We start from the raw sequence: 17,316 nt of genomic DNA, 5'->3' as shown, positions 1-17,316 counted from the left end.
TAACAATAGATTAGCCAGTGTTTAAATTATCAAAAATGTTTTATTTTCTAATAAATAGAAGATATAGAATGTGAAAAAATAAAAAGATTCTCGAAATGAGATAAATATATTTAATTTTAAATGGCTTAATTTAACTTCAAAAAATAAATCAAAAAAGTTTGAACTCTATCACAAAATATGATTAATATATTCACAAGTCATGAAAATGACATGGATGTTTCAGGATGAAATATCTTTAGAAGCTCAAGACAATTAGACAAAGGAGTTCATTATGCTTCATATTTTAAAAAAGATTTTTTGCATTCATGTGTATGAATATGAACTGGGTGAAAATTCCGTTCAAATTAAAGAATGCCGAAAGTGTGGAGCACAGCATCATTGATTGCTTTCGTTGTTTGAACCAATTCTAAATTATTATTTTATATTTCATCTTAAATGAAAGCTATCATCATGTTATACATTGATGTGATGATATAAAAAATCTGTTTTATTCAATTGATCACGTTTATTGTGCTTCCAAATTCCAAATTCCAAATTCCAAATTCCAAATTCCAAATTCCAAATTCATTAGATTATTTCTATATCAATTCAATGATCTTCGTTAAACTAGCGCATCCATTTTGCATTTTAATGCGAGTTTTACATGTCCAAAGATTTTAAATCTGAAACTTATATTGTAGATGAGAGCTTAGTAGATACTTTGCAATGGCTAACACAGCATCAAGATTGTTTTGATTCTTTACATTTTGATGTATTGAAACAAGAGCTGCTTGTGCGTCATGCCAATGGTGAGGATGTGATTAAGAAAGGGCAGTATTTAAATGCGAGTTATGGGATATTGATCACATCTTTATAGTTGATCGCCAATTTTTATCATAAATTTTTGGCATAAAAAAAGAGCATGTTTTCACATGCTCTTTTCTTTGCGAGAAATTACTCAGATACGATAGTAACGAGAACTTCTGCAGCAACATCATGATGCAATTGGATTGCGATGTTGAATTCACCAGTGTTACGAAGCGCACCGTTAGGTAAACGAACTTCTGCACGGTCTACAGTAAGACCAGCATTAGTTAATGCGTCAGCGATGTCACGAGTACCGATTGAACCGAATAATTTACCTTCGTCACCAGCTTTCGCAGTGATTACGATATTTACTTCATTCAATTGGTCAGCACGTGCTTGAGCAGCAGCTAAAATTTCAGCTTCTTGTTTCTCAAGTTCAGCACGACGAGCTTCGAAAGCAGCAGTGTTAGCTTCAGTAGCTGCAACTGCTTTACCTTGAGGGATAAGGAAGTTACGGCCGTAACCAGCTTTAACTGATACTTTATCGCCTAATTTACCAAGGTTTTTAATGCGTTGTAATAAGATAATATCCACGGCTCAACCTCACTTATGATTGTCAGTGTAAGGAATCAACGCTAAATAGCGAGCTTGTTTGATAGCAAGCGCTAATTGACGTTGATAACGAGCTTTAGTACCTGTAATACGGCTAGGAACGATCTTGCCGTTTTCAGTGATGTACTGTTTTAAGGTGTCGATATCTTTGTAGTCGATGTACGTAACGTTCTCAGCTGTAAAGCGGCAGAACTTGCGACGACGGTAAAAACGTGCCATTGATGTTCTCCTTATGCTTCAGCAGAATCGTGTGCTTGTTGTGCTTCTTCACGTTGAGCTTTACGCGCACGTTTTTCTTCAGCACTTTTAGCAAGTAAAGATTCTTCAGTGATAGCGTGTTCACGACGAATAATAACATTACGAAGGATTGCATCGTTATAACGGAACAATTCTTCTAATTCATTAAGCGTAGTTTGACCACATTCGATGTTCATCAAAATGTAGTGCGCTTTGTGGATTTTGTTAATTGGGTAAGCCAATTGGCGACGGCCCCAATCTTCAAGACGGTGAATTTGACCTTCAGCTTCTTTGATGTGAGAAATGTAACGTTCTACCATTCCCACAACTTGATCGCTTTGGTCTGGATGTACCAGAATTACGATTTCGTAGTGACGCATTGTCAGCTCCTTACGGATTATTCAGCCCCTAACTTTAAGTTAGAAGCAAGGAGTCACAGCTTAATTGAATAAGTTGTGTCGCAAATTTGCGATGGCGAAGATTATAGTGAAAATAGACGCTGATTACAAATTTATCTGGATATTTTTTTGATAAGTGCTGGTTTTTATTTTGCTTGGTGAATTACAGACTGTTTTTAAAGCCCAGTTCACGATAATTTTAAATTAAAAAAAATAGGACAATTTGCGAAAGTGAAAGCAATAATTGCGCTATTTAGAGCGTAATAAAAAAACCACATAGCCTTTAAAATGAGGATCTTGGGCTAAATTGAGGGGTTGCCATTCAGAATTTTGTACCAATCCCACTTTATAAGGGAGCTTGAGCTTGACAAAGCGTTGCAAATAGTTTTGATATTGATCGATAGTCCTTGTACCTTGATAAGTTTGAATGATGATTTCATCAATATTTTGTCTCAATAAATCAATGGTTTTCTGATCTTTGATATTTGCCCAGTCCATCAAACCCGTGATGCTGAGTTGATATTTTTTAGGTAATTTTTCTCTGATTTCTTTTAAGAAAAGGGCATATTGATATAAGTTTTGGGTTTTACTATCGAAGTCGATCTGGATTCCAACGATCTGATTACCCTGACTTTCCCATTGTCGAACACGATTTAAGATCACTTCTAATTCAGTGTTCTGCCACGTCAGTTGATGGTTGCGAAATACCAGCCAAACTTTTTGTTCGGGAATGTGAAGTATACCAACGCCTTGCGCAGTTACTTTATTTTGTTTAATTTTTTTATCATATTTTACATCACCTTGTAATATATAGAGTTCTTTCGCTTTTTTTAGATATGGTGCAGTAGAAATATTGCCCCATATCCAAAAACGATCAAAATGATTGGCATCAATTTTTTCTGATGAAAGCACCGATTGGTTGGGATTGCAGGCAGCAAGAAAAATCAGCCCAAAAATCCCAAATTTATACAAGTGTTTTAAACCAATCATGTATTTTTACCAATAATATTTAAGTGATTTTGCCCATGATGTATTTGGATAATCACGTCTGATTTGATCAAACCATTGCTTACGTACTGACTTTGCAACATCTTCATCTTGACAATCATTAGCCCCTGATGGTGCATAACATTGTATTGCACGATAGAGTGCATAGGCTTTCAACTCGCCATTTGGCATGCTTTTGATGATATTTTTATAAGTATTGCCACGTGCAAAAGTTGTCCCGTGAAATGCAGTCTTTTTGATAGAAAAACTGGCTTCAGTATACGAACCAGCAGGATCTATGCTGTAAATGCCAACATTTCGGGCATATTCGCCTAGGCAAAGTTGTGTATTTAGGTCTTTGGGTTGTTGTTGTAAATTGGCTGTGATCGTTGCAAGGTTAGGGCATTTGATTTGTGTACTGATTTGTGAGCCATTCCAAATAAATCTGGACAGAGGTGCAGCATCTTTATATTTTTCTGCATTACTTTGATCAGCTTTATAAAGGTTGGCATCTTTTGGTAGCCAATTTTGTGCTTTATTAAATAACGAATAATCTTGATAGGTCAGAGATTGATTTAATAAAACATATAATGCAGCATTTTTTTGTGCAGAATTGAAGGTTTGTCCGTTGATTATTTTTTCAAGACTATTGGCATCAGCAATTTGACTGATCCAAGCTTTTTGTAAGTTGGCTTGTTTGATTTTAGGGAGTAAATTTAAAACCTCATTTTGCTTATTTTGTACGCTTAAAATATAAATCAACTGATTTTCAAAAAGGCTGGATTGTGTTGCTGTTTTCGCTTGGCTAAGCGCCGTTTTCCAAAATTGTTCAGCAGCAGGAAGCTGATTGGTTACTTCCAATAAATTGCCCTTTAAATAGACTGAACTGAGTTGAAGATAAGTATTAAAGTGTGATGGATCCACTTGATTTAAAAGTTTTAATGCTTCATTGGGTTTCTTTTGTATAAAATATAAGTGGTTGGCTAAAAGATACTGAAATAATTCAGGATTTTTCTTAAAGTGATCTTTTTGTGCATTGAGTTGTGACCAAGTGATGGGCTGATAACCATCTCGATCAGAAGCACGCATATTCATCAAATCATATAAAGCCAAAAAGAATGGATCACTGAGTTTATTTGCTGTTAGCGCAGGGTTGAGCAAAACTTTTTGATCGATTTCGTATGCAATATTTCCCATTTCCAAATTATAGACAGGTGATTTTGGGTTGTTGATTTGCCAAACATATTCATTGACTAAAAGTTCTGGTTTGTTGGCTAACCACAAACCGCGTCGCAAGAAACCACGAGCACTTGCGATGTATTGACCATTGGGATAAAGCTTGAAATAGGCAGTAATGTGATTAAAAAATTCATTTAATAAGTTTTGATTGATTTTTTTAAAATCGATATCGCCATATTCACCACGACCAGTAATATAAGCTGTATTTAAAGATGAACGGATAAGCATATATTGTGCTGTTTCTTTGATCCAAGGATCTTCGACTTGGCTAATCACGGTGTAAATCTTAGTTGCTGTGCTAAAGTTAGTATTGTAAAAAGCAATATTTGCGTTGAGATAAGAAGCGTATTGTTGGGTTGTTTTTGTCCAGCTGGGTTGAACTGTGATCAAGTCAAATTTGCTGTCACAGTTATTTTGTTTTTTTCTTTCATTAATCAATATGGTTTTTTCATTGGCGGGGATATTTTTATTGTTTTGGACTTGCTGGATAAATTGCGCTGCGCCTGAACTGATACTGCCACAATGTTCATCTGAAAAACTATTGTCGCTTACTTTTATTTTTCGTTGATTTGGAATGCTATTTTCAAGCGAGACCGTACCTACTTCAAAAGGTGTTGGTCCGTAGACCGCTGTCCAGAGTTTGCTGTCGGCATCTGCAAATTTTATTTTCGCCAAGCCCAAATCACTCAGTAGCAGGGCAATGTTGGTTTCATTGTCATTGGATGGTGTAAGGATAGGAAAGTTATTGCAATTGTCATAGGTATTGTTAAGGCTACCAATGACTGGCGCACATACTGGATCTGAACCAGCTTGAGCTTGTTGGTTATAAAAAAATAGAGGTAATGATGTAAGAGCTAAAAATTTTATAATGGAATAAAAATGGGTTTGCATGAGTTGATCCTTATTATTAGTTTGAGGATCATAGCAAATAAAAAATGGGGCGGAAATAAAAAAAGATAGAGTCAGACTCTATCTTTTTAAAAAATGGGTAGATGTGGGGCGGGGGATACAAAACTAAAAGCAAAGCTGACGCTTAATGCTGTAATCAGAATCACCGAATACAAAAAGTATTTTTTTGCCCAAATCTGATCGTTTTCTGCTTTAAAACCGATAATCGATAAATACAGCCAATAAGCACAAAGTGCATTGAATGTAATTAGGAAAAACAAGTTGGTATAGCCAAAACAATACAAACCATTGAGTACCGCTGCGAACAGCAATACATAAATTAAACATTCAACTTTGGTACGTTGAATCGAACGCGCAACTGGTAAAATTGGAATCCCTGCGTTTTTATAATCATCAAAACGATAGATTGCAATTCCCCATGAATGTGGCATTTGCCATAAACCGTATGCTAAAAAGATCAGCAAAGCAGCAACGTCAAATTCATGTGAAACGGCTGTGTATCCAATTACAGGTGGACTTGCACCTGAAATACTACCAATCACTGTTTGGTGAATTGTAGTTCGTTTACTCCACAGACTATAGAATACTACATAGACCAAGAACCCCAGCACTGCAAAACCAAATGCATAGGCATTGACATAAAACCAAAGTAAAGCAAAACCAAGTAATCCAAGCGCTGCTGAATAAATCAAAGCGACAGTAGGGGAGATGGTTTTTTTGACTAGGGCGCGATTTTGAGTTCGTGCCATTTTTTGGTCGATGTCTTGATCGATGACATTATTCACAACACAGCCAGATGCCACAACCAAAGTTGTACCAAGTAGTGTGATGAGAAGTAAAAGGAAATCTACAGAACCTTGAGCGGCTAAGAAAAAGCCGCCCAAAGTGGTAACGAAGTTACCGAAGAGAATTCCTGGCTTAGTCAGGAATAGATATTTCTTCAACATGACACCCGTTTAGAGCATCATGTTTGAATGTAAGTAATTCATGATCCATACAGAACCGATCAGAAGAACTGCGATACAAAGCACTGTATAAACAAATGCGATCACGTTCCAACGTTGTTCTGAAGATGAGTTCATGTGCAAGAAGAAAACTAATTGAACAAGAACCTGAATCACTGCAGTGATTGCAATTACGCTAACCAATAAACCGCGGCCAAAACCACCAGTCATCACCATTCCAAAAGGAATGATGGTTAAAATAACTGATAGAACAAAGCCAACTGTATATTGTTTAACATTACCATGAGCCGCGCCAGCAGCGTTATGATCATGACTCATTATAGAACTCCTAATAAGTAGACTACGCTGAATACACAGATCCATACGATGTCAAGGAAGTGCCAGAATAAGCTTAAGCAAGCAAGGCGACGAGTGTTGGCAGTAGTCAAACCATATTTCTTGATTTGAACCATGAGCACGATCATCCACACTAAACCTGATGTTACGTGGATACCGTGAGTACCCACTAAGGTAAAGAATGAAGATAAGAATGCACTGGTACTAGGACCATGACCTTCAGCAACCAAGTGATGGAACTCGTTTACTTCCATTCCGATGAACGTAGCACCGAAAATGAAAGTCACGATTAACCAAGTGATCACTTGATTTACGTTCTTCTTATAAGAAGCAAGAACAGCAAAACCAAAAGTTACAGAAGAAATCAAAAGGGCAAACGTTTCGATTAATACATAATCAAGCGTATGACCAAAGAGTTCTTTTGCATCTGGAGTGCCAGCTGGAACATGACTGCTCAAAACAGCAAACGCGATGAAGAGTGTACCGAATAAAATCAAGTCACTCATCAAATAAGTCCAAAAACCAAAGACGGTGATGTCTGTATCATCGTGATGATGTTCATCGTGTCCGTGGTTTTCGTGATGAAGTACTTCAGCCATTTTACTTAGTCCTTCTTCAAGTGTTGTTCAAGTAACGCATAACGTTCGTTTTCGATACGTTCAACTTCAGCAGCAGGAACGTAGTAATCCACTTTTTTAGTGAATGAACTAACGATAAAGCTGATGACTGCACCTAAGAAAGCAATTACAACTAACCACCAGATGTGCCAGATTAAAGCGAAGCCCATACCAGTAATGAACATTGCAATAACAAAACCAGCAGCACGGTCAGTTGGCATATGAATATCTTCATAATGCGTAGGGCGTGCATACGCTACACCATTCTCTTTATCAGTCCAGAAGCGGTCGATACCGTCAGCTTGTGGAACTTGAGCAAAGTTATAGAACGGAGCAGGGGAAGAAGTTGACCATTCAAGAGTACGCGCATCCCATGGGTCACCTGTGTTGTCCATGTTATCGTTACGTTGTAAGTAACCTACAACGATTTGCATGATGAAACATGCGATACCGATAGCAACCAAACAAGAACCGAAGAACGCAATAGCAAGGTACGGATCCCATTCAGGGTTGTCATATGTATTCAAACGACGAGTCATACCCATGAAACCAAGGATATACAATGGAATGAATGCAAAATAGAAACCGAAGAACCAGAACCAGAAAGATGCCTTGCCCCAAGCTTCATTTAACTTCCAACCAAACATTTTTGGCCAGTAGAAAGTGATACCTGCGAACATACCGAACACTACACCACCGATAATTACGTTATGGAAGTGAGCGATCAAGAACAATGAGTTATGTACCAAGAAGTCAGCTGGTGGAACAGCCATAAGTACACCAGTAAGACCACCGATGCCGAATGTTACTAAGAATCCAAGCGTCCAGTACATTGGCGATGTAAAGGTGATACGACCTTTATACATGGTAAATAACCATGAGAAGATTTTCACACCAGTAGGGATCGCAATGATCATGGTCATGATACCGAAGAACGCGTTAACGTTGGCACCAGCACCCATTGTAAAGAAGTGGTGAACCCATACAACGAATGCTAAAACAGTAATCGCGATGGTTGCATATACCATTGATTTGTAACCGAACAATGCTTTACGAGAGAAAGTTGATACAACTTCTGAGTAAATACCAAATGCAGGTAAGATCAAGATATATACTTCTGGGTGACCCCAAGTCCAAATCAAGTTCACATAAAGCATTGGGCTACCGCCAAGCTCATTGGTGAAGAAGTGGAAATCGAAGTAACGGTCAAGCGTCAACATTGCAATAGTTGCAGTTAACACAGGGAATGATGCGATGATCAATACGGCTGTACAAAGTGCAGTCCATGTAAAGATCGGCATATCCATAAGTGTCATGCCAGGCGCACGCATTTTGATGATGGTAACAAAAAAGTTAACACCCGTTAATAGCGTACCTAGACCAGAGACCTGAAGTGCCCAAATATAGTAGTCAACACCAACACCAGGCGAATATTGAATACCAGAAAGAGGAGGATAAGCCATCCAACCTGTCGCTGCGAATTCACCTAATACAAGTGAAAGCATCATCAGACCTGCAGCACCAGCAAATAACCAGAAGCTTACAGAGTTCAATAATGGGAATGCTACGTCACGTGCACCAATTTGAAGAGGTACAGTGATGTTCATCATACCTACAACTAGACCCATTGCCACGAAGAAGATCATGATCACACCGTGTGCGGTGAAGATCTGGTCATAATGGTCAGGGTGTAAGTAACCTTCACCACCACCTTTCGCTAGGAATAATTGTAAACGCATCATGATCGCATCGGCGAAACCACGCAATAACATGACAACAGATACGACGATATACATGATACCAATTTTTTTATGGTCTACAGATGTAAACCATTCTTTCCAGAGGTATCCCCATTTTTTAAAATAAGTGATACCGCCAAGAAGCGCAATTGCACCAAGAGCCATAATGACCATGGTTACTAGTACAATTGGCTCTTTAGGGATTGAATCCCAATTGAGTTTACCTAATAACAACATGACTTATTCCCCTACAGAAGCTGCATGTTCAGCATCAGCATGAGCAGCATCATGGTCAACACCGTGATAATTACCCATATAATGATTGATTACTGAATCAAACAAGTTAGGCTCGACAGAAGAATAATAAGTTACAGGATACGGTTTTGTCGGGAATGGTCCTAAACGTTCCGCTTTTTCTGCTGCTTCTTTCTCTTTAGCTGTATGAGCATTATTAACCATTGCTTCAATTTGGTGTTTAGAACGATCACCATCTTTCAGCGTAGCAAAAACTGCTTTATCTAAAACAGGTTTATCTACAGCTTCAGGATTGATTGATGTTCCTTTTCCAGCTTTTACAGCGTCTACCCAATTTGTAAATTCAGCTTCAGTTACACTGTGAGCTTTAAAGCGCATTTGAGTGAAACCGTAACCACTATAGTTAGAAGAGAAACCACGGTAAGTACCGACGTTATCTGCCAACATGTGAAGCTGAGTTTTCATACCTGCCATTGCATAAACTTGACCAGATAACGCTGGGATGAAGAAAGAGTTCATCGTAAAGTTAGAAGTAATCTGGAAGTTAACAGGTGTTTTCTCAGGGAAACGAACTTCGTTAATGGTAGCTATCTGTTGTTCTGGATAAATAAAAATCCATTTAAACTGTTCAGCGATAACTTGAACGGTTAACGGTTTTTTCTCAGAATCTAACGGACGGTATGGGTCATACTGATGTGAGCCCCACCATGTTAGATAAGCTAGAATACCAATAATAATGACTGGGATACCCCAAACAACAATTTCAATTGCAGTTGAGTGTGCCCAAGTAGGTTTATAGTCTGCATCTTTATTTGACGCACGATATTTCCAACCAAACCACAATGCCATAATAATTGATGGAATAACCACCAAAAGCATTAAATAGATCGCAGTCATCATCAGGTTACTTTGACCTGAAGCAACTGGACCTTTAGAGTTTAGAAGTACCATATCACCACCACACCCTGTTAAAAGTGCAGCAAGCGTTGATAAAGACAATACAGCTAAAATCGTTTGTCTCATTTTACAACCTCGGTGAAGAGTCCCATTCCCTTATAAATCTGGGATAGCGATTAAAGTGTCGCATGATTGAAAATCGAATTTGTGATAAATCACGCTAATTCTCAATCATGATACACCGCTACGTTGTAGGGCATTATGCCTCATATCGGCAAACTTAGCTATACATAAGCTAGCTAAATATTGGTTGAATAAAACTAGATTCTTTTAGTTGGAATTGTCAGTGGGAGGGAGGAATTACTTGTTTTTTTAATAAGATAAACTTAAAAAAAGGCGATAAATCGCCTTTCTATTAATTTGAAATATCTATTACTTTTGTTTTTGCTAAGCGATCATGTAGTGATATATTTTCTTTTGAGAAAAACATAACGATATCTGCAATGAAAATGATGATTAATAATGGGAAGAAATTCATCATTTGAGAAATCACTAGAAATAAAAATGAACGAACAAAAAATCCACGTAGTTGACCAGGATTTTCGTTTGTTTCTATATCAACGATTTTCAATTTATATATTTTCTTACCAATTGATTGACCATATTTTTTGATCATGAATGATTGTGTGAAAAGTAAAATTAAAATATAAGCAAATAGTGCATAGAAATAATAAACCGCCGAACTATTAAGCAAGTTAATGATAACATTATCCATAAATTGCATTTGTTCAGCATACGTTTGTGGATTTTGCTTGATCAGTTCATCAAATGGAAAGAAGGCAAATAAAATTACGATTTGAGGAATGTATAATAAAGCAAAATCTATAAGTTTTGCCCCAATTCGTTTACCTACAGATGCAGCTTTGACTTGTGTGCGAGCTGTTTTTTTAACTTCAATATTTTGAATCGTTGAAGTTTGATTTTGAAATTGCGGTGTTGTTTGCACAGATGGAGTGGCTTGTGGTTGATACACAAGTTTACCTTGAGTGAGTTCACCTAAAGCTTTCCATTCAGACATACCTTCGTGCCATGCCAAGTCTGTAAGTAATACTTGTTGATTGGCAAGCATTTCGTTGACATCGTCTAAACTGTATGGACCTGCTTGTTGATTATTCCGCGCCAAGTAAATTTGCATAAAAATTAAATCTCAAACCTAATCAAAATAATGAATCAGAAATACTATTTGAAAAAAAAGACCCTACTAGAGGGTCTTTTTTACCACGTTTTATTAGTCTTGTTTAGTCTTTTCTTCAGATAAGAAGAACCAAGTATCTAAAACAGAGTCAGGGTTTAATGAAACAGATTCGATACCTTGTTCCATTAACCATTTTGCAAGATCAGGGTGGTCAGAAGGACCTTGACCACAGATACCTACATATTTACCTGCTTTACGGCAAGCGTGGATAGCCATAGAAAGAAGTGCTTTAACTGCAGGATCACGTTCATCAAACAAATGTGAAACGATACCAGAGTCACGGTCTAGACCAAGTGTTAACTGAGTTAAGTCATTTGAACCGATAGAGAAACCGTCGAAGTGTTCAAGGAATTGTTCAGCCAATAAAGCATTGGTTGGCAATTCACACATCATGATCACTTTAAGACCATTTTCACCACGTTTAAGACCATTTAAGCCCAATAATTCAATCACACGTTTCGCTTCAGCAACTGTACGTACGAAAGGAATCATGATTTGAATGTTGGTTAAGCCCATTTCATCACGAACTTTTTTCAATGCACGGCATTCTAATTCGAAGCAATCACGGAAGTTTTCAGAAACGTAACGGCTAGCACCACGGAAACCAAGCATTGGGTTTTCTTCTTCAGGCTCGTATAGTTTACCGCCGATCAAGTTTGCGTATTCGTTTGATTTGAAGTCAGACATACGCACAATAACTGGTTTGTCAGCAAATGCAGCAGCAAGTGTTGCGATACCTTCAACCAATTTTTCAACATAGAACTCAACAGGAGTAGAGTAGCCAGCGGTACGTGCCAACACAGCTGCACGAGTTTCACGTGGTAAGCTGTCAATGTTAAGTAATGCTTTAGGATGCACACCAATCATACGGTTGATGATGAATTCTAAACGAGCTAGACCAATACCTTCGTTTGGAATTTGCGCGAAGTCGAAAGCACGGTCAGGATTACCTACGTTCATCATGATTTTGAACGGAAGTTTAGGCATAGATTCGATAGAGTTCTTTTGAACTTCAAAATCTAATGAACCTTCATAAATAAAGCCAGTATCACCTTCAGCACAAGAAACAGTTACTTCTTGACCATCAGTCAATACTTCAGTTGCATTACCACAACCAACAATCGCAGGAACACCAAGTTCACGTGCAATAATTGCAGCGTGACAAGTACGACCACCACGGTTTGTTACAATCGCAGCTGCACGTTTCATTACTGGTTCCCAATCTGGGTCAGTCATGTCAGATACAAGTACATCACCTGCTTGTACTTTGTCCATTTCTTTGATTGAAGTCACAATACGAACGCGACCAGAACCGATACGTTGACCGATAGAACGACCTTCACAAAGAACTGTACCTTTTTGTTTTAATAGGTAGCGTTCCATAGTGCCGACATTTTCACGGCTTTTTACAGTTTCAGGACGTGCTTGAACGATATAGATTTTACCGTCATCGCCATCTTTCGCCCATTCGATGTCCATAGGTGCTTGATAATGTTCTTCAATGATCAATGCTTGTTTAGCAAGTTCTTGAAGTTCAAGATCATTCAACGCAAATTGTTGACGATCAGCTTTTTCAACATCAACAACAACAACTGATTTACCAGCAGAAGCTTCTTCACCGTAAATCATTTTTTGGTGCTTAGAACCAAGATTACGACGTAAAATAGAATGTTTACCTGCACGAAGCAATGGTTTAGAAATGTAGAATTCGTCAGGGTTTACTGCACCTTGAACAACCATTTCACCCAAACCATAAGATGCTGTAATAAATACTGCATCACGGAAACCTGATTCTGTATCGAGTGTAAACATTACACCAGCAGCGCCAGTTTCAGAACGTACCATGCGTTGAACACCGGCAGAAAGAGCTACGATGTCATGCGCGAAGTTTTGGTGTACACGGTAAGCAATCGCACGGTCATTATATAAAGAAGCAAAGACTTCTTTAATTGCGATTAAAACGTTATCGATACCGCGAATGTTTAAGAATGTTTCTTGTTGACCTGCAAATGAAGCGTCTGGTAAATCTTCAGCTGTAGCAGATGAACGAACAGCAACTGCAATATCAGCATTACCGCTTGAAAGAGCAGCGAAAGCTTCGCGTACTTCTTTTTCTAATTCTGGAGTAAGTGGAGTTTCTACGATCCATTGGCGAATTTTAGCGCCAGTTTCAGCCAATGCATTTACATCATCAACATTAAGTTGAACTAGTTCAGCCTGAATTTTGGCATTTAAACCACTCTGTTCTAGGAATTCACGATAGGCTTCAGCAGTTGTTGCGAAACCGCCAGGTACCGATACACCAGCATTAGCTAAATGACTAATCATTTCACCTAAAGATGAGTTTTTACCACCCACGATTTCTACGTCGTGTTTCCCTAATTTTTCCAGACCGATTACGCGCGCTTCCAAAGTTGTTACTCCACTTTTGCAGTATTAATCACTATCTTGGCAAGAAATCATAACAAATCACTTAGATATTTGACTTATCTGAGCGACAGTCATGTAAGATGAGCTTACTATAAAGATTATATAGCACTTAGACAAATTTTTGAGGAGAATTTTAATGTCAGAAGGTAAAGAAATTAAGCGAAGTGTGTTTTTTATTTCCGATGGAACGGCAATTACTGCTGAAACCTTAGGCCACTCACTGCTTGCACAGTTTCCAAATGTAGATTTTGACATTCATATTATTCCTTATATTACCACTGAAGAAGCAGCCATGAATGTGGTCGCAGAAATCAACAAAAGAGCTGACTCTGATGGACAAATGCCTTTAGTTTTCGATACTTTAGTTGATCCTTATGTGCGTGATATTATCAACACAGCAAACGCAGTAAACCTCGATGTGTTTGAAGGAATGATCAGTAAGTTGTCTGATGAGCTTGGTACACCTCCTACAACTTTAGTCGGACAAACCCATGCAGTGACTGATTCTGAGTCATATAAGGCGAGAATTGACGCAGTTCATTTTGCTTTAGACAATGATGATGGGGCACGCACGCGTCATTATGATAAGGCTGATTTGATTTTGATTGGAGTATCCCGTTCGGGTAAAACACCAACTTCAATTTATTTGTCATTACAATTTGGAATTCGTGTAGCAAATTATCCGCTAACTGAAGAAGATTTGGATGACAACAGATTGCCATCTGTACTTAAAGAACATAAACATAAATTGTTTGGGTTGATGATTGATGCAGAACGTTTGGTTGCGATTCGATCTGAACGCAAAGCCAACAGCCGTTATGCAAGTTTCAGCCAATGTCAGATGGAGCTTCGTGCAGTTGAAGGAATTTATATTTCTGAAGGCATCAAATATTTAAACGTGTCAGAAATGTCGATTGAAGAGATTTCAACACGTATTTTGCAGATGACAGGATTGAAGCGTCGTATCGGTTAATCTTTTTAGAAGTAAAAAATTCTCTCTCAAAGCTCAGCTCAGTCTGAGCTTTTTTCTGGGGTTTAGAATATTATTTTAGGATTTTTAAAATAAAACAACTCAAAGTTATGATTAATAATATTAAGAAAAACTAAACTATTATGTGTGAGAATAGAAGGTAACTTTTAATTTGTACAATTATTAGACATTGGTCGAATGTTAATTTAAAAACATTATTCATGTTCCTTATTTAAATAAATATTATATGAAAATTAAAATAGATTAAGCTGAATTTAAGGAAAATAAAGGTGTGGATAATAAATAATCAAACACGTCTTTTTATAAAGAATCAGACTTTGGCTGCTCATGTATCGCTAACATATTCAATTATTATTAATAATTTTTTATTAATTAAAAAAATGATCCTGAGTTATGCATTTTGATTGCAAAGATGTGTGCATATACACATTGTTAAAATCGAAATAACAGTTATAATTGTGAACAATGTCACAAGTATTCATGTAAATTGCTAAACTGAGATTATAGGAGGGTTGGCAAATGTCTATTCTAAATGCTCAACCCGATACTATGGTTAAGCGAGAAGAAGATAAAGATGTACCGTTGGGACAAGTCAACAAAGCTGAAGTTTTAAACTATGACAAAATGCAAAAACTCTTTCAAACTTATGAGTTATTGCCGATGTCAGTTAATATATTCTTAATTGATGGTCAAAATATATTTAATAATAAACAATGGAAAAACCATATTGGGGAATCTGAGTTTTTTTATTCCATTATTCATCCTGATGATTTTTTAACGTTGAAGTCGGCAATTCAAAATAATGCGCAGGATGATGTTAACCAGTTCGAATGCCGTATCTTATGCCAAGATCATGGCTATCAATGGTATGTGTTACGTATCAATAGTTTTTTTATGGATGAAATTCAACAGCAAGTATTTATCACGACTGCTGCAAATATCCAAAATAAAAAAATAGGGCAAGTGAGCTTATTAGAACAGTTAGGTGCATATGAAAATATGCTGGATGTTTGTGTTGATTGTATCAAAGTTTTAGATACTGACGGCAATGTCAAACACATGAATCTATCTGGTCGAAAAGCACTTGGTGTACCACTTGATGAAAAAAAATTCGGCATGAAATGGATGGATCTTTTGCCAATAGAAGTGCGTGGTCGAGGCAAAAAAGCTTTAATCGAAGCAGTAAAAGGGCAGAATGCGCGATTTGCAGGTAAAAGTGTAGGTGCTGGAATCACTCAATATTGGGATAATATTTTAACTCCAATTGTTGATGAAAATGGTCAAACACAGACTATTTTATGTGTTTCGCGTGATGTTACCTTGCAAAAAGAAGCTGAAAATAAACTCCGTGAAAATAGTGAATTAGATGATTTGACTGGGTTATATAATCGTAAATTATTTAAAAATAGATTAAAACGTCTGATTTCAGATGCCAAAGATAAACAGCAGATGGCTGGAATCTTGCTAATTGATTTAGACCATTTCAAACATGTGAATGATACCCTCGGCCATTCAGCTGGAGATCATTTACTGCGCGTTTTATCCAAACGATTACAACTTGTTTCTGATGATCAAGGCTTTGTTGCTCGTTTGGGGGGTGATGAATTTGCTATTGCTGTGGGCGGTTTAAAATCAGAGCAAGAATTTAGCAAAATTGCTGAATTAGCTTCTCAGCAACTGGATGCGCCGATCAGTTATTCGGGACGTTTGATTAATGGTGGGATGAGTATTGGTTGTGCCTTATATCCGCGAGATGCTGAAGATAGTGCAGGTTTGATTCAATGCGTGGATACTGCCTTAAATGATCTTAAAGCAGATGGGCGTGGCGGTATTCGTTTTTATAATGAACAAATGTTGATTAATACGGAAATTACCGCAAAACAGTTGAATCGTGCACGTAATATCATACGTATGGATATGGTGACACCATATTATCAACCCAAAGTTGATTTAATCACACGTAAAATAGTTGGCTTTGAGGCACTTCTTCGTTGGGAAAGCCCTGAACTTGGGCTACAAATGCCGAATGAGGTTCGTGAGGCATTTAAAGATTATAAATTAGCTTCAAAAATCAGTGAGTTGATGCACAATAAAATATTTGAGCAACTTGCACAATGTATTGAAAATGATCTAAATGTTGTACCTGTAGCACTTAATGTAGCACCAGTCGAATTTCTACGTGATGACTATGCTGAAAAATTACTACAAAGAATTGATAAATATAATATTCCCTATCACTTAGTGGAAATCGAAGTGACTGAGCAAATTTTAGAAGAACGTGGCTCAGATTTTGTCTTACGTGCATTGGAAATACTTAAACGTAAAGGTGTTAGAATTGCTTTGGATGATTTTGGGACTGGGCATTCTTCATTGACACGTTTAAGAGATTATCCTGTAGATTGTTTGAAAATTGATAAAAGCTTCATTAACTTGATTGCAACTGACCGTACCATATTGGCGGTCATTCAGGCCATTACTGAGCTTGGTCCTAAACTCAATTTGGATATAGTTGCAGAGGGTATTGAAACTGAAGAGCAGTTGAATATTTTGGTTGAATCAGGTTGTCATATCGGACAGGGCTACTATTTTAGCCAAGCAGTCGATCTACAGGGCATGATTGAAATCTTAAGAAAATTTGCTTAAAAATAAATTTTAAGTCTCTA

Annotated in this window: 15 protein-coding genes; 3 read left to right on the top strand and 12 right to left on the bottom strand. The window is 37.4% G+C overall.

What is annotated here, in order from left to right; genetic code table 11:
* The first annotated feature begins 643 nt into the window (after positions 1 to 643).
* On the top strand, positions 644 to 856 hold the full coding sequence (locus F960_RS06560; protein ID WP_004861106.1) for a hypothetical protein: 213 nt from the start codon (positions 644 to 646) through the stop codon (positions 854 to 856).
* A 77-nt stretch (positions 857 to 933) separates the two neighbouring features.
* On the opposite strand, the gene rplI is transcribed toward F960_RS06560, so the two are convergent.
* The 12 genes from rplI to ppsA all read right to left on the bottom strand — a co-directional run bounded on the left by rplI (position 934) and on the right by ppsA (position 13,644).
* Entirely contained in the window at positions 934 to 1,380 is a 447-nt protein-coding gene (gene rplI / locus F960_RS06555; RefSeq protein ID WP_004861103.1) for a 50S ribosomal protein L9, read from the bottom strand.
* Between the two features lie 9 nt (positions 1,381 to 1,389).
* A complete protein-coding gene (gene rpsR, locus F960_RS06550) occupies positions 1,390 to 1,617 on the bottom strand; it encodes a 30S ribosomal protein S18 (protein ID WP_004719336.1) in 228 nt (75 codons plus the stop codon).
* An 11-nt stretch (positions 1,618 to 1,628) separates the two neighbouring features.
* Entirely contained in the window at positions 1,629 to 2,015 is a 387-nt protein-coding gene (gene rpsF, locus F960_RS06545; protein ID WP_004861100.1) for a 30S ribosomal protein S6, read from the bottom strand.
* Between the two features lie 267 nt (positions 2,016 to 2,282).
* The gene (locus F960_RS06540) at positions 2,283 to 3,023 is read right to left on the bottom strand and encodes a DUF3142 domain-containing protein (protein ID WP_004861095.1); all 741 of its coding nucleotides are present in this window, start codon (positions 3,021 to 3,023) and stop codon (positions 2,283 to 2,285) included.
* A gap of 6 nt (positions 3,024 to 3,029) precedes the next feature.
* Positions 3,030 to 5,150, bottom strand: coding sequence for a PA5441 family protein (locus tag F960_RS06535; protein WP_004861092.1), 2,121 nt, complete (start codon positions 5,148 to 5,150; stop codon positions 3,030 to 3,032).
* A gap of 86 nt (positions 5,151 to 5,236) precedes the next feature.
* Complete coding sequence (gene cyoE, locus F960_RS06530) at positions 5,237 to 6,115, bottom strand: heme o synthase (RefSeq protein ID WP_004861089.1); 879 nt, start codon at positions 6,113 to 6,115, stop codon at positions 5,237 to 5,239.
* Positions 6,116 to 6,124: 9 nt separating this feature from the next.
* On the bottom strand, positions 6,125 to 6,454 hold the full coding sequence (gene cyoD, locus F960_RS06525; RefSeq protein WP_085945821.1) for a cytochrome o ubiquinol oxidase subunit IV: 330 nt from the start codon (positions 6,452 to 6,454) through the stop codon (positions 6,125 to 6,127).
* Positions 6,451 to 7,068, bottom strand: coding sequence for a cytochrome o ubiquinol oxidase subunit III (gene cyoC, locus F960_RS06520; protein WP_004861085.1), 618 nt, complete (start codon positions 7,066 to 7,068; stop codon positions 6,451 to 6,453). Before cyoC ends, cyoD begins: the two co-directional genes overlap by 4 nt.
* A gap of 5 nt (positions 7,069 to 7,073) precedes the next feature.
* Complete coding sequence (cyoB, locus tag F960_RS06515) at positions 7,074 to 9,062, bottom strand: cytochrome o ubiquinol oxidase subunit I (protein WP_004861082.1); 1,989 nt, start codon at positions 9,060 to 9,062, stop codon at positions 7,074 to 7,076.
* A 3-nt stretch (positions 9,063 to 9,065) separates the two neighbouring features.
* The gene (cyoA, locus tag F960_RS06510) at positions 9,066 to 10,103 is read right to left on the bottom strand and encodes a ubiquinol oxidase subunit II (RefSeq protein ID WP_004861079.1); all 1,038 of its coding nucleotides are present in this window, start codon (positions 10,101 to 10,103) and stop codon (positions 9,066 to 9,068) included.
* Positions 10,104 to 10,392: 289 nt separating this feature from the next.
* Positions 10,393 to 11,172, bottom strand: coding sequence for an RDD family protein (locus tag F960_RS06505; RefSeq protein WP_004861076.1), 780 nt, complete (start codon positions 11,170 to 11,172; stop codon positions 10,393 to 10,395).
* A 93-nt stretch (positions 11,173 to 11,265) separates the two neighbouring features.
* Entirely contained in the window at positions 11,266 to 13,644 is a 2,379-nt protein-coding gene (gene ppsA / locus F960_RS06500) for a phosphoenolpyruvate synthase (RefSeq protein WP_004861073.1), read from the bottom strand.
* A gap of 154 nt (positions 13,645 to 13,798) precedes the next feature.
* Here ppsA and ppsR point away from each other — a divergent pair, with 154 nt between their 5' ends.
* A complete protein-coding gene (ppsR, locus tag F960_RS06495; RefSeq protein ID WP_004861070.1) occupies positions 13,799 to 14,635 on the top strand; it encodes a posphoenolpyruvate synthetase regulatory kinase/phosphorylase PpsR in 837 nt (278 codons plus the stop codon).
* Positions 14,636 to 15,172: 537 nt separating this feature from the next.
* Positions 15,173 to 17,296: a sensor domain-containing protein gene (locus F960_RS06490; RefSeq protein WP_004861066.1), complete on the top strand. Its 2,124-nt coding sequence runs from the start codon at positions 15,173 to 15,175 to the stop codon at positions 17,294 to 17,296.
* Positions 17,297 to 17,316: the final 20 nt, after the last annotated feature.

Source organism: Acinetobacter gerneri DSM 14967 = CIP 107464 = MTCC 9824 (assembly GCF_000368565.1).
In the GTDB taxonomy this organism is placed as follows: domain Bacteria; phylum Pseudomonadota; class Gammaproteobacteria; order Pseudomonadales; family Moraxellaceae; genus Acinetobacter; species Acinetobacter gerneri.
Note: the sequence above shows the minus strand (reverse complement) of the source record. Positions and strands in the feature narration are given on the sequence as shown.

Bases quoted from the DNA above. Each gene is read 5' to 3' on its own strand.
- rpsF (WP_004861100.1), bottom strand. From the start codon at position 2,015: ATGCGTCACTACGAAATCGTAATTCTGGTACATCCAGACCAAAGCGAT.
- cyoE (WP_004861089.1), bottom strand. From the start codon at position 6,115: ATGTTGAAGAAATATCTATTCCTGACTAAGCCAGGAATTCTCTTCGGT.
- F960_RS06535 (WP_004861092.1), bottom strand. From the start codon at position 5,150: ATGCAAACCCATTTTTATTCCATTATAAAATTTTTAGCTCTTACATCA.
- cyoB (WP_004861082.1), bottom strand. From the start codon at position 9,062: ATGTTGTTATTAGGTAAACTCAATTGGGATTCAATCCCTAAAGAGCCA.
- F960_RS06540 (WP_004861095.1), bottom strand. From the start codon at position 3,023: ATGATTGGTTTAAAACACTTGTATAAATTTGGGATTTTTGGGCTGATT.
- F960_RS06505 (WP_004861076.1), bottom strand. From the start codon at position 11,172: ATGCAAATTTACTTGGCGCGGAATAATCAACAAGCAGGTCCATACAGT.
- cyoC (WP_004861085.1), bottom strand. From the start codon at position 7,068: ATGGCTGAAGTACTTCATCACGAAAACCACGGACACGATGAACATCAT.
- F960_RS06490 (WP_004861066.1), top strand. From the start codon at position 15,173: ATGTCTATTCTAAATGCTCAACCCGATACTATGGTTAAGCGAGAAGAA.
- cyoA (WP_004861079.1), bottom strand. From the start codon at position 10,103: ATGAGACAAACGATTTTAGCTGTATTGTCTTTATCAACGCTTGCTGCA.
- F960_RS06560 (WP_004861106.1), top strand. From the start codon at position 644: ATGTCCAAAGATTTTAAATCTGAAACTTATATTGTAGATGAGAGCTTA.
- ppsR (WP_004861070.1), top strand. From the start codon at position 13,799: ATGTCAGAAGGTAAAGAAATTAAGCGAAGTGTGTTTTTTATTTCCGAT.
- rpsR (WP_004719336.1), bottom strand. From the start codon at position 1,617: ATGGCACGTTTTTACCGTCGTCGCAAGTTCTGCCGCTTTACAGCTGAG.